The organism is Desulfitobacterium sp. PCE1, assembly GCF_000384015.1.
In the GTDB taxonomy this organism is placed as follows: domain Bacteria; phylum Bacillota; class Desulfitobacteriia; order Desulfitobacteriales; family Desulfitobacteriaceae; genus Desulfitobacterium; species Desulfitobacterium dehalogenans.
Map to the genome: position 1 here is coordinate 2,314,623 of NZ_KB913023.1, position 13,335 is coordinate 2,327,957.

The 13,335-nt window shown below is 43.9% G+C and carries 12 protein-coding genes; 3 read left to right on the forward strand and 9 right to left on the reverse strand.

The window, feature by feature from the left end; all coding sequences use genetic code 11:
* Positions 1-21: 21 nt before the first annotated feature.
* From rsgA to DESPCE1_RS0111485, 5 genes are all read right to left on the reverse strand, one after another.
* A complete protein-coding gene (gene rsgA, locus DESPCE1_RS0111465) occupies positions 22-1,119 on the reverse strand; it encodes a ribosome small subunit-dependent GTPase A (RefSeq protein WP_028305544.1) in 1,098 nt (365 codons plus the stop codon).
* A gap of 295 nt (positions 1,120-1,414) precedes the next feature.
* Positions 1,415-2,008 (reverse strand): hypothetical protein, encoded by a 594-nt coding sequence (locus DESPCE1_RS0111470; RefSeq protein ID WP_028305545.1) that lies wholly within the window; start codon positions 2,006-2,008, stop codon positions 1,415-1,417.
* Between the two features lie 15 nt (positions 2,009-2,023).
* Positions 2,024-3,019 (reverse strand): flotillin-like protein FloA, encoded by a 996-nt coding sequence (gene floA / locus DESPCE1_RS0111475; RefSeq protein WP_019850551.1) that lies wholly within the window; start codon positions 3,017-3,019, stop codon positions 2,024-2,026.
* 43 nt (positions 3,020-3,062) lie between these two features.
* The gene (locus DESPCE1_RS0111480; RefSeq protein ID WP_014794170.1) at positions 3,063-3,539 is read right to left on the reverse strand and encodes an NfeD family protein; all 477 of its coding nucleotides are present in this window, start codon (positions 3,537-3,539) and stop codon (positions 3,063-3,065) included.
* A gap of 42 nt (positions 3,540-3,581) precedes the next feature.
* Positions 3,582-4,169 (reverse strand): DUF1836 domain-containing protein, encoded by a 588-nt coding sequence (locus DESPCE1_RS0111485; protein WP_014794171.1) that lies wholly within the window; start codon positions 4,167-4,169, stop codon positions 3,582-3,584.
* A 289-nt stretch (positions 4,170-4,458) separates the two neighbouring features.
* On the opposite strand from DESPCE1_RS0111485, the gene DESPCE1_RS0111490 reads away from it, so the two are divergent.
* Both DESPCE1_RS0111490 and DESPCE1_RS0111495 read left to right on the forward strand, forming a co-directional pair.
* Entirely contained in the window at positions 4,459-5,688 is a 1,230-nt protein-coding gene (locus DESPCE1_RS0111490; protein ID WP_019850552.1) for an aminopeptidase, read from the forward strand.
* Positions 5,689-5,759: 71 nt separating this feature from the next.
* A complete protein-coding gene (locus DESPCE1_RS0111495) occupies positions 5,760-6,596 on the forward strand; it encodes a S1 RNA-binding domain-containing protein (protein WP_014794173.1) in 837 nt (278 codons plus the stop codon).
* A 331-nt stretch (positions 6,597-6,927) separates the two neighbouring features.
* Here the strand turns inward: DESPCE1_RS0111495 and DESPCE1_RS0111500 are convergent, their stop codons facing one another.
* From DESPCE1_RS0111500 to trkA, 4 genes are read right to left on the reverse strand one after another with little or no spacing between them, the layout of a single operon-like run.
* Positions 6,928-8,172, reverse strand: a complete 1,245-nt coding sequence (locus DESPCE1_RS0111500; protein ID WP_019850554.1) for a DUF401 family protein — start codon at positions 8,170-8,172, stop codon at positions 6,928-6,930.
* Between the two features lie 43 nt (positions 8,173-8,215).
* Positions 8,216-9,673 (reverse strand): TrkH family potassium uptake protein, encoded by a 1,458-nt coding sequence (locus DESPCE1_RS0111505; RefSeq protein WP_014794175.1) that lies wholly within the window; start codon positions 9,671-9,673, stop codon positions 8,216-8,218.
* A gap of 39 nt (positions 9,674-9,712) precedes the next feature.
* Entirely contained in the window at positions 9,713-11,167 is a 1,455-nt protein-coding gene (locus DESPCE1_RS0111510; protein WP_019850555.1) for a TrkH family potassium uptake protein, read from the reverse strand.
* A gap of 1 nt (position 11,168) precedes the next feature.
* Positions 11,169-12,521, reverse strand: a complete 1,353-nt coding sequence (gene trkA, locus DESPCE1_RS0111515; RefSeq protein ID WP_014794177.1) for a Trk system potassium transporter TrkA — start codon at positions 12,519-12,521, stop codon at positions 11,169-11,171.
* A 181-nt stretch (positions 12,522-12,702) separates the two neighbouring features.
* Here trkA and DESPCE1_RS0111520 point away from each other — a divergent pair, with 181 nt between their 5' ends.
* Positions 12,703-13,284: a hypothetical protein gene (locus DESPCE1_RS0111520; protein WP_014794178.1), complete on the forward strand. Its 582-nt coding sequence runs from the start codon at positions 12,703-12,705 to the stop codon at positions 13,282-13,284.
* Positions 13,285-13,335: the final 51 nt, after the last annotated feature.

Consider the following 13,335-nt stretch of genomic DNA (forward strand, 5'->3'; position numbering starts at 1 on the left):
CAATTTAGTTGAAGCTGGACTCTATCGTTTAGTCTGATAGTGCTCTTTGAGCTGCTGATTGATTTTTTTCCACTTCTTCTTTTCTTCAAGCTGTTCATGAAGATTCGTCTTGCGGGAAATATATCGGGATTCCCGTTGCAGCTTTTTAAAGCTTTCATAACGTTCTTCGCTGATAATTCCTTCAGTGATAGCCTTTTGCACTGCGCAGCCGGGCTCTCTTTCATGCTGACAATCGGAGAAACGGCAGTTCCTGGCATAGGCTGTGATATCTTCAAAGGCTTCATTTAAGCCCTCTCCGCTACCAATAAGTTGAATCTCCCGCATACCCGGAGTATCAATCAAAACCCCTCCCTGAGGTAGAAGAAAAAGCTCTCGAGCAGTTGTGGTGTGGCGGCCCCGACTATCCTTATCTCGGACTTCATAGGTAAGCTGAATAGTTTGACCTAAGAGATAGTTGACTAAAGTAGACTTCCCTACTCCTGATGATCCCAACAGCGCGATGGTTTGCCCCTGCCGAATAGAGGCCGTTACGGCACTGATCCCATCTCCTGTGGCACAGCTTATGGGCAGGATATCCACACCGGGAGCGGCATTTTGAACTTGCCCGATTTTCTCTTGAACATCATCACAAAGATCCGTCTTACTCAAAACGATGACAGGATTTGCCCCACTCTCCCAAGCAAGGGTAAGGTAACGCTCGATTCTTCGCACATTAAAATCAAGATTCAGAGCATTGACGAGAAACACTGTGTCAATGTTTGTGGCAACAATCTGCTCCTCCGAGGTTTTTCCGGCGACTTTGCGTGAAAACTTGCTTTTTCTGGGCAATATGCTCTGAATGACGGCATCCTGATCTTCATGATCCATCATGCTCTCCGCCCTATACTCCAGAACGACCCAATCTCCTACTGCGGGAAAATCGCTGCGTTCTAAAGCTGCATAACGCATTTTCCCTGAAATAACGGCCCAAACTTCGCCAAATTCCGTCCATACTTTAAATCGATTGCGATACTCCGCTGATATGCGGCCCGGATAGAAACCACGCTCTAAATAGGGGTGAAAACAATTGCTCAAAGCGTCATTCCAACCCAGTTCTTTAAGTTCATATTTGCAATTCAGATGGGAGCCCTCCTTGACTTGTGTAGTAGTCACGGAAGTCCCGTTTTAGATGAGAGTGTCAACTAAAAATACGGCCTTTCGTGACGTTGAAAAACTGATTGAACTGTAAAACAATGACCGACTCTTTATTTACCATCATTCAACACCTCACAATCTTTAAGCTACAATAATTGTACGCTTAATGGAAAATAAATCAAGCTTCTTTGGAGTCACAATGAAAAATCGCCTAAGTTTTTACACTCAGGCGACTAATCAGTAACCTTTACTATTGTTCAAACCTATGCTTTGCTCCAGATTAACCTCTTCTTTTATCAGAGAATTTGCTGTAAGCCCGAGGCTTACCCAGCACCTCTGCCCAAATAACTCCTTGGACAAGGGGATTTTCAGACAATGCTGGGAAAGCAGCTCTTTCATGATCTATGGGCTTAGGAGAAGTGTTCCTCGGTTTACGCTCAGGTTTCCCAAGTGATTCCCTTCTTATTTCTCCTTCTCTTCCAAAAGCCCCTTCGCTGCCCGCGCTCCCTTCAACACCAACGGTTCCTTCAGTTCCCCAAGACCCTTCCGTAGAGAAGCCCTTAACTCTTTCAGTGCCTTCTCCACGATAGTCCTGAGCGGTACTCGGATATCTTTTGACAGTAGATGGACGAGAAGGTTGGCCTACAGGCTCTTCTTTAGGAAACAATTCCCGTTCCAGCTCCTCAAACATCTCTCGCCAACTTGGCCGGGTAGACTTTGTTTCCTGCCGTGAATAAGGAGTACGGCTGCGTTGTGGTCCCTGAGGTCCAGTATTGGATGGACGTCGGTTTTGTGGTTTTTTCTTATCCGAACTGAAGACTGTAGCTACTGCATAGATGAAAATTATAATAGGTAACCATGAGAATAGATCCATGCCATCTTCACCACCCTACTTTTTCGGGTTGGGGTCAGTGTTAGGGTTGCTGGAACGAGCAATGTTATCCCGCATACTCGTATCAGCCATAATATTTTGCATATTGTAATAATCCATAACTCCCAGTTTGCCTTCTTTTAATGCTCCTGCTAAAGCTCTGGGCACTTCAGATTCGGCCTCAACAACTTTTGCACGCATTTCTTGAACATAGGCAATCATTTCCTGCTCTTTGGCTACCGCCATAGCTCTACGCTCCTCAGCTTTAGCTTGGGCAATGCGCTTATCTGCCTCCGCTTGGTCTGTTTGCAGTTGGGCGCCGATATTCTTACCCACATCCACATCGGCAATATCAATAGAGAGAATCTCAAAGGCCGTTCCTGAATCTAAGCCTTTGGCCAAAACCGTACGAGATACCATGTCTGGGTTTTCCAAAACTTGCTCATGAGACTGAGAAGAACCGATACTGGTGACAATTCCCTCTCCGACACGGGCGATAATGGTTTCCTCTCCTGCTCCACCGACGAGACGATCGATATTGGCACGAACTGTTACCCGGGCTTTGACACGAAGCTCGATTCCATTCTTAGCCACAGCAGAGACAATAGGCGTTTCAATGACTTTAGGGTTAACGGACATTTGAACTGCTTCTAATACATCACGGCCTGCCAGGTCGATAGCGGCAGCTCTTTCAAATTGGAGAGGAATAGCTGCACGTTCCGCTGCAATCAGAGCATTGATGACTTTATCCACATTACCGCCGGCCAGATAATGGGCTTCCAACTGAGCGGTGGTCACATGTAAACCGGCTTTATGGGCCTTAATTAAGGGATTGACGATCCGAGAAGGAGTAACACGTCTTAATCGCATTCCGATTAAAGTAAAGATCCCTACATTAACACCTGCGGCCAAAGCTGAAATCCAAAGGCCTACGGGAATAAAGGTAAATACGATACTGATAAGAATAAAAGCTAACGCTAAAAGAATGATTGGCACTAAACTTCCAATGGTCATATCATTCGCCCAAAAGGGCTTCACCTCCGATTTTTATAGTCTACTAAGAAATTTTCCGGACGATAACCCGTGTCCCTTCCACTGCAATAACTTTTACTTTACTGTGAATTTCGACGAAACCTCCTTCCGTAACAACATCCAATCTTTTGCCATTAAAATCTGCCGTTCCAGCTGGACGCAAGGGACTGAGTGCCACGCCCTCATAACCCACATAGCTCTCCAGATCCGGAGTAGGAGCGACATAGCCCTCATTATTGGATTGTTTGGCATTTAATGAAAATCGCTTCCAAAACCGCCGCGTGCGGGGAAATCGAAAGCTTAAAGCGATAAGAATTCCCAGGACAAGCAAAAAACTGCAGACATAAGCCACCCCATGTAAAGCAGATTCTGCCGTCAGGAAAATTCCTGTCGATAAAAGAACCAGCCCCGCTATCCCTAAGATTCCACCAGGAATAAAAATCTCCAAAAACAAGAAACATAAACCCAGAATAATTAAAGACACTACCCCGCCAGTCACCATAAGTTCTTCCCTCCTCTCGATTTTATAATGTATATCATTTTTTTATTGGGGCTCTTGTGGAATATTGGTTGGAGAAATATTCTTCAACCATTGTTGAGCTATTTGCTTATAGAGATTTGCCCTGGCCAAAAGATTTAAAATGACTAGGGTCGCAGCCACTTTATCTTTGTCATCTACGCTAAGATCTTCGCCTGCTAAAATTTGATTGACTTCCTTGGGCAGTTGTTCAAGAGAAGTAACCCAATCCTTTTGGGAGAGATCAAAGATCTCGCTGTAATACCCGTATAGCTTGGCAGGGTTAATTCGGTCATCGGTATTATCAGCAAGGTTGAGGTTAACAAACCCCAATAATTGGGATGCTTCCTCGAGGGATAGGATATTTCTTAGATCGTTGATTAAAAGAATGTTGGCAACCTGCTCTCGGGTATATTTCTTCTTATGAGGATTAGGCAGATACTTCCTCTTCACCCAATTCTGTATATGGGTGTTATTAATATCATTCTGACTGACTCGTTGAGCTACTTCCACCACCTGTGAAAGCATCATAGAATCCAGTTCCAGATAAGGTAATGCTTTCTTCTTCGGTTCAAAGTGGTTTGCTATTTCAATGATATCCTTCAGATAATTCATAAATTGGTCACCTCCTTTTCTATCCTTCTCCCATATACCGCGACACTTATCTTAAAGCAGATTACAAACGTCTTCATTAACTTATTTCATCATCTTTCTTAGCTCGTTATGTAATCTGTTTAACTATATTATACGGTCACCATGACCATATGTCAATAGTGTTTTAACTCTTTCAGTAAATAAATTTCCTCATCTTCACTGGCTATGAGTTTTTTCCATAAGGAGGATATGCTATAATCTTTCACTAGAGGTAATTTATTCCCACGAGATTGGAAAGGAGCTAACCTGCATGAATAAGCAATTTCTCGATAAATACGCACGCCTTGTCATTAAAGCCGGCATCAATCTCCAACCTAAGCAAATTCTGGTTATTAAGTCCCCTATTGAATGTGCAGAATTCACCCGCAAAATTTCTGAGATCGCTTATCAGGAAGGTGCGAAGGATGTGGTTATTTTTTGGGGAGATGAGATCTCTTCTAAAACTCGCTATCTCCATGGGCCGGATGAAATTTTTGATGAATTCCCCGAATGGCAGAAAACCTTCTTCGTCGATTATGCCCGGCAAGGAGCAGCTTTCTTAAGTATCGCGGCATCCGATCCGGAGCTTATGAAAGAGGTTGATCCCGAACGTATGGTAAGAGCTCAAAGGGCCCAATCTATTGCTTTAAAAGAACACCGGGAGCGCCTTATGAGCAATCAAAACGCTTGGTGTGTGGTTTCCGTGCCAACCCTGGCCTGGGCCCAAAAAGTCTTCCCCGATGCCAGCCCGGAAGGTGCCGTGGAAAAGCTTTGGGATGCTATCTTCAGATCCGTTCGAGCGGATCAAGACGACCCTGTCAAAGCCTGGGATGAGCACAAAGCAAACCTTAAGCACAGCATGGATTTTATGAATACTCATCGTTTCCGCACCCTGCATTTCAAAAATTCTCTGGGTACGGATTTGTGGATTGAGCTCCCGGAAGGCCATCTCTGGCTTGCCGGAGCAGAGCATACAGCGGAAGGCCTTGAGTTTATTGCCAACATGCCTACGGAGGAAGTCTTTACCCTTCCCAAAAAGACCGGGGTCAATGGCAAGGTCGTCAGCTCTATGCCCCTCAATCATAACGGCAACCTCATCAAGAATTTTACCTTGACCTTTAAAGATGGTCGTGTCATTGATTACAGTGTTGAAGAAGGATTAGAAAGCTTAAAAGGCCTCATCACCACGGATGAGGGGTCTCATTATCTTGGTGAAGTTGCTCTGGTTCCTTACAACTCCCCTATTTCCAATTCCAAGATCCTCTTCTATAATACCCTATTTGATGAAAATGCCGCTTGCCACTTAGCCCTGGGCAAAGCTTATGCAGTCACTCTGAAAAACGGAGATAAGTTAAGCGAAAAAGAATTAGAGGAAGCCGGGGTCAATGATTCCTTGCTTCATGAAGATTTTATGATCGGTACAGCTGATCTGAACATCACAGGAATTACTGCAGAGGGTAAAGAAATTCCCATCTTTATTCAAGGGAACTTTGCCTTCTAGTCCGTAGATTATATCCTCAAAGAATAACATTGACTCATTTCATTACTAGAACGTATTAGGGAGGGCTTCCAATTATCCAGGTCGGTAAAATCAACCAACTCGAAGTTGCTAATCTCACTTCTTTTGGGGTCTATCTCAATGCAGGGACGGGTAACCGTAAAGATAATGTTCTTCTGCCGGGAAATGAATGCCCTGACGACATAAAAGAAGGGGATAACCTAGAGGTATTCATTTACCACGATTCAGAAGGCCGTTTAATCGCCACTCGTAAAAAGCCCTTAGCCCAAGTAGGAGAGCTTGCCTATCTTAAAGTTACAGCAAAGACAAAAATTGGCGCTTTTATGGACTTTGGCTTAGAACGTGGTCTCTTTCTCCCCTTCCGAGAGCAAAAACACCTCATAGAAGTGGACAAAAGTTATCTTGTGTATCTTTATCTCGACAAAAGCGGGCGCTTATCTTCCACAACGGATATCACTGACTTTCTCAGCTCCGCTTCTCCTTATCAAAAAAATGACTCCATCACAGGAACAGTCTACCAAATCCATCCCGAAATTGGCGTCTTTGTAGCTGTTGATAATAAATATCTGGGCCTGATTCCCCGTACAGAGAATTATTCAGAGCTCAAATGGGGAGATCGGGTTCAGGCTCGAGTGATTCGAGTCCGGGATGATGGAAAGCTGGACCTTTCTCCTCGCAATCTCTCTCACCAACAGATGAACGTGGATGCTGAGCTTCTCATCAACGCCATGAATGCCCATGGAGGAGTACTCCCTCTCAATGAAAAATCCAGTCCCGAGGAGATCGAAAAGGTTTTTCACATGAGTAAAGCCGCCTTTAAACGAGCAGTGGGGGCTTTGCTTAAGAGCGGACGCATAAAAAAGACCGGTGACGAACTCCGATTCCCCTGACAGTTAGCTCAACAAACAACGGCAGATGCCTATCCTTTAGAGGTCGGCACCTGTCGTTTTCGTTTATAATGATGCCAGCTGTAGATGAAAGGCTATTCTCCAGGATTATATTTTCCACGTTCACTCATCAGGTATTACCCTAGGGTTTGGCGTCGAAAGTGTCCGGTGGACAGTTTCGCTCAAGGCGGCAAGCTATAAAGCATACTTATCCACCGCAGATGCTATTAAGAAAGCGAGTTCATCAGCCCTGGAGCTATTGAGGGAGCGTTGTGCGTAAAGCTACACGACGCGAGCCGTCTTTTCATCTCCCGCCGTTACCCGCTGCTGCCGCTTAAATCAGATGAACAGCAGCCATTAAAGACAATATGATAATTTCTAAGAGAAGGACCGGCTTCAGAATCTTAAAAAGATCTGCTTTGAAATATTCTGCCGTGACAATAAGGCAAAGATGAGCTGGGGATAACATGGCTCCAGCAATGGCCATGATATAAGCGACTGTGGCCGTCTCTAGATTTCCCGGGTAAAATGCCGAGAGGATAGGGAAAATAACCGCAACTGCTCCCTGGGGAGAGCCGGTAAGCAAGGCTACGATCAAAGATCCGATCCCCAGCATAATAGCAACGGGAATATTGATCCCCTGAAAAAAGACCATGAGCTCCTGAACAATTCCAGATGCAGTTAAGACATGTTGGAAAAATAAAATGCTTAAAACGCCCCAGAGAATCTTCTTTTCGAAGGCCTCTTGGAGCATCGTGATAAGCTGCCCCTTGGTAAATCGCAGGTGAATCGCCATACCCAATACGACGATTCCCATCGAAAGGGCTGCGCTCAGGCCAAAGGCAACAACCAGGATAATATTCACTAAAATGGGGCCTACCCCGAGAAAAAAATAACGAAGAGAACCCTTCGATTCTATAGAGTCGGCAGAAGCTCCATTTGAATCCACATTATTATCTAATAGATTTGGGGTATCAGACACACTCTGGAATCCTTTACCTGTTAGAATCACCCCCACCCCAAGAAGTAAAGCAATTAAGGTATAAACTATCATATTAGCCACAAAAGTCCCTAAAGGTATAGCTGTGATTTGACTTGCCAGGAGAACTCCCGGAATAATCGGGTTTCCATACTCCCAAACATGACGAAACCAATAGTTGATTGTGGCTTTTTTCTCAGGAGATAAGGAATACTTCTTACTTGCTTGTTCTACCATGGGGGCTGAGAAGATGGCTCCCCCTAAAGAAGGAAGCAAGCCCAGGAAGGCGGGCATAAAGGCCAGCAAGACACGTTCACTGCGAAGCAAAGGTTTCATGGAAGTCATGAAACCTTTGATAATCCCAGTGGTCCGTAAAAGGTGTTCTAAGCACATAACAAAATACATAGCTAAAACGACTTCCCATGTGCCAATCTCCTGAAGGGTTGTCTGGACAGCAGTGCCCGCTTTCTCTAAAGTTGGAGATGATATAAGGAATAGGAGAACAGAGCCGGCCAGCATAGCATGGCCAATTTGAATTTTTTTGCGCAGGAACCAAACGACAATAGTCAAAGTAGCACTAATTTTTGCTATAACAAACACAAACTTCAGCGTCCCTTCTCAGTTTCACATCATCGATCTAAGTTTACCAGCCACCTTTTGTTCTCCAAAACTCAGGACGCAATAATATAAGCAGAGTAAAGAGCTCCAAGCGACCAAGCAGCATGCAAAGTACCAATATAGATTTACCGAAGAGTGTGATACTTGCATAAGTCGCCGTTGGACCAACCAGCCCAAAACCGGGCCCCACATTACCCAAAGAGGCTGCCACCGCACTCATGGCGTCAAAAGGCTCAAGGCCTGTTCCCGCTATCATAATGCTGGCTAAGGCGAAAATCCCCACATACAGAAAGAAAAATATATTGACCATATTTATAGCGACAGCATCGATAGGTCTCCCATCCAATTTGATGCTGGATACCGCATTGGGATGCAATCCCCGAGTTAACACGGCCCAAACATGTTTCGTAAGCAACATAATTCGGGATACCTTCATCCCTCCTGTAGTGGAACCTGCACACCCGCCAATGAACATGAGGACTAGTAGAACAAGTTTAGTGATAGCCGGCCACTGATCATAATCAGTAGAAGCAAAGCCTGTTCCTGTAACCAGTGAGACCACTTGAAATAAAGCATGTCTTAAGGCATAACCCGGCGGCTTATCATGAGTTAGCCACAGCCCTCCTACAATCAGCAAAGTACTGATCATGACAATAAGAAGATAGGTAATAAACTCTGCATTTTTAAAAGGTTTGACACTCTTCTTCGTCCAAACCTCAAGATAAATGCGGAAATTCCCCCCAGCAATGATAATAAATAATATAACGACAAGTTCAATCCCAAGACTATTATAGTACATCATACTCGTATTTTTAGTGGAAAACCCTCCGGCAGATATGGTCGAGAAACCATGATTGACGGCATCAAAGGGGCTCATTCCCATCAGCATAAGTAAGGCAATGAGTATGATGGTAAAAAACGTGTAGATTTGCCAAATTCTAATTGCCGTATCGCGAATTCTGGGCATAGTACGTTTGCCTAAAGGACCTGGTACTTCCGCATTAAATAAATGCACCGCACCGAAGCCGGTACTGGGCAATAAAATTATGAAGAGGACAATAATCCCTATTCCACCAAGCCAGTGCGAAATACTTCGCCAAAGGAGGATTGATAAGGGCAATGCTTCAACGTCATTAATAACACTGGAACCCGTTGTTGTTAATCCGGAGACGGATTCGAATAGAGCATCGATATAAGTTGGAACACAGTCAGATATCCAAAAGGGCAACGCACCGAGCAAGGAAGTCAGAATCCAAGCCCCACCGACAATGACAAAGCTTTCGCGAATACTCATTTTTTCTTGGGAAGGTTTCCGAAAATAAAACATTGCAGCACCAAGACAAGCAGTGATAAACAAGGTCAGTAAAAAAGCCCACTTGCTGTTTTCATTCTTAAAAACCGCTAGGCCCAAGGGAATGAACATGGTCAAGGCATATCCCATGAGAAGTCTACCAACTATCCCTTGCACAAGCGAATAATTCATTTCTGTTCTGCTCCCTCGATTAAAATTCAAAAAGTTATTTTACCAAACCCTTCGCCTTCTCCAGAATTCCGGACGAAAGATAATTAGCAAAGTAAAAAACTCCAAGCGCCCCAACAGCATACAAATAGTAAGTACTGTCTTTCCCAATAGGCTAACCCCGGCAAAAGTCGTGGTCGGTCCAACAACTCCAAACCCCGGGCCAATGTTGCCTAAAGTAGCGGCCACCGCACTCATGGCATCAAAGGGTTTTAATCCCGTACTTGCAATAATGATGCTTGCCCCGGTAAACGTCACGATATAGAGAAAGAAAAAAATCCCCACTTTATTTAGATTTTCCGCATCAATGACTTTATTATCAAGTTTTATACTGGAGACAACCCGGGGATGAATTCCCCTCTTCAGCTCTGCCCATGTGGCTTTAACCAGAAGTATAATACGAGAAACCTTCATCCCCCCTGAGGTAGAGCCCGCACTTCCACCAATGAACATAAGAAGTAGTAGGATGATTTTAGTCATAGATGGCCACTGATCGAAATCCGCAGAAGCATAACCTGTGGTTGTAATAATGGTAGCTACTTGAAATAAGGCATGGCGAAAAGAATAGCCCGGCGAATTGCCGGCATTAAACCATAGGCTCCCGGCAATCGCTAAGGTGGCAGTTGTAATAATCAACAGATAAACAATCAATTCTGTATTACGAAAGGCCTTCATGGTTTTCTTACGCCAAACGGTCAAATAAATTACGAAATTAGCACCCGAAAGAATCATGAAAAACGTAAGAATCATTTCTATAGTCAAACTATCATAATACATAATGCTGGTATTTTTAGTGGAAAAACCACCCGTGGCTATGGTTGCGAAGGCGTAATTTATAGCATCCAGGAAAGTCATTCCGGCCATCCAGAGCAGCAATGCACAGATCGCTGTAAAAATTAAATAGATCTTCCATAAAGAAGTTGCTGTATCACGAATCCGCGGCATAACTCGGTCATTCATAGGACCAGGAACTTCGGCATTGAAAAGCAGAACCGATCCCATTCCGGTCTTCGGGAGCAATACGATAAAAAGAACGATGATTCCCATTCCACCGAGCCAATGGGTTAAGCTCCGCCATAAAAGGATGGATTGGGGCAATACCTCTACATCATTAATGACACTGGCACCGGTTGTTGTAAGCCCTGATACGGTCTCAAACACGGCGTCAATGTACGTGGGGACCACATTAGCAAACCAGTAAGGCAAGGCTCCCGTAAGGGAGGCGAGAATCCAAGCCCCGGCTACGGCTACAAAGGCTTCACGAACACCAATTTTTATGTCGGCTTTAGCATGACGTATAAGAACAAGCCCTGGAATTCCAGTTATAATTACAGCCAGCAAGAAGGAGTATATGCTCCATTCACCTAAAAATACTGCCAAAATCAAGGGGATACACATGGCACCCGCATATACAATCAGAAGCCTGCCAAGTAAACCTAGAATTACCGGAACGTTCATTTTATTTACTCTCCACTTTATTTTCAAATAATCGAACGACGGTAGGAACCGTATCGGCCAATGCAAAGATAACCACTCTATCTCCGGGCTTCAACATAGTATCTCCATTAGGGATGATTATTTCTTCATTGCGAACGATACTACCGATTAATGAATTTACTGGGAGTTTTGCATCTTTAAGTTTTTTGTTAGTCACTGGGCTGGAGGGCGGGATTATAATTTCCATAGCTTCCGCTTTAGCGCCCTCGAGAAGAGTGACAGAGACCACATCCGAGCGGCGAACATGGCGAATGATAACTCCGGCAGTGAGAATACGGGGTGAAAGGACAACATCGACCCCTACTTTTTCCATGAGGGAAATATAATCCGGACGGCCGACTCGGACAAACGTCCTCGGGGCACCCAAATGTTTAGCCAGTAAAGCAATCAGCAGATTGAGCTTATCATCATCTGTCAGACACATTACTGCGTCCGCTTCTCCCACTCCTTCTTCAGTTAATAGGTCAATATCTGTTCCTTCTCCACATAAAACCAATCCTTCATCCAGAGACTCCGCCAGTTCCTGACAACGCTCCATATCCTTATCTATGACCTTAACGGATATGTCGGCTTTCTCCAGTATCATAGCTAAATGCCGACCGATTCTACCTGCTCCGATAATCAAGACTCGTTCAACTTTAGATTTCCTGACAGTAAAGTGATCTTCAATCTTCTTAATTGAAGATAATTCCCCTAAAAAGAAGGCACAATCATTGGGTAAAAGCATATCTGAACCATGAGGTATAAGCATACGGTCATTTCTTAAAATACCCGCTACCAAGGTATTGGAGGGTAAAGTTAAATCATTTAACGTCGTGTTGATCAACCTCGAGTCAGAGGGGATTTTCACTTCAATCATCCTTACCCTATCCCCTGCAAAATCTTCTACATCTAAGGCTGAAGGGGTTAGAAGAATGCGTTTAATTTCAAGGGCAGTGACCATCTCGGGATTGATGGTTACGTCAATCCCTAAAGATTCATTGAACCGGATCTTATCCCTTTCAGCATATTCCTGATTTCTGACTCTGGCGATAGTTCGTTTAATCCCCACTCGCTTGGCCGCCATACAGGCAATCATATTAACCTCATCCATATCGGTTACAGCAATCATAAGATCAGCTTTGCGGACTTCAGGATCCAATAGCAATCTCGGGCTGGCACCGTTTCCGGAAATTGTCATCACATCTAAAGTATTTTGAACAATGGCTCTTCGTTCTTCATTCTCTTCAATGACAATAACCTCATGATCCTCTTGGGTTAAATACTGAGCCAAGCTGTAGCCAACTTTGCCGGCTCCGACGATTACCACACGCACAGATAATACCTCCATCACAAACCATATCTATTTCTTAGATTTTCTCTTCATATCATCATAGTACAAGGCTAAACTTCTATCAAGTTAAACCTCAAGTTAATTAGGAAAATTACCAAGGAGTGAATGTTTCCTTTCAATAGGTCATAAATATAATTGCAAAAAACTTCATTTTGGGGGAAGTATGCTAAAGAAAATAAAAAAAACTACTTGGTCTACTCTTCTGGTTTCCGGATCTACTGCAATTTTCGCTATCATATCCTTGATTAGCGTTTTTATCACTATCAATACATGGCAGACCCAAAGAGAATCAGCCCGACCTTACTTTGCCTTCAAGGAATCCCCAAGCATTCAACTGACCCACGAAATCAGTTTTGAATTTAAATTTATTAACGTGGGTACCCATCCCGCAACGGAACTTGCCAGCAAGACCTTGGTTTTTCATGAAAGCTTACAAGAACAGCCGATTTTAATCGACACTTATAGTGTGGTTAATGATATTCCCAGAGATACCGTAACTAGTCTTCTCTTGCATTTGGATCCTATTCAATTGGACCCTGCTATTCCCGAGCTACCTCCCCATTACATCGTCATTAATTTGGACTATAGTGATCCCATACTTAAGGAAGTTTATAATCAAATCCTCTTCATTAAATGGCCTGGAGTGAACCACGGACGTGTCCAGCCCCTGATTCATATGGAAGCAAGTGAAAAAATGAGAGTTATTCAATACATTCAGAATAGGGATCTTCTTTCTCTTCATTAGCCAAAAGACTGATATTTAATCCAGGATCCTTTAATGCTTGATTTTTACCCC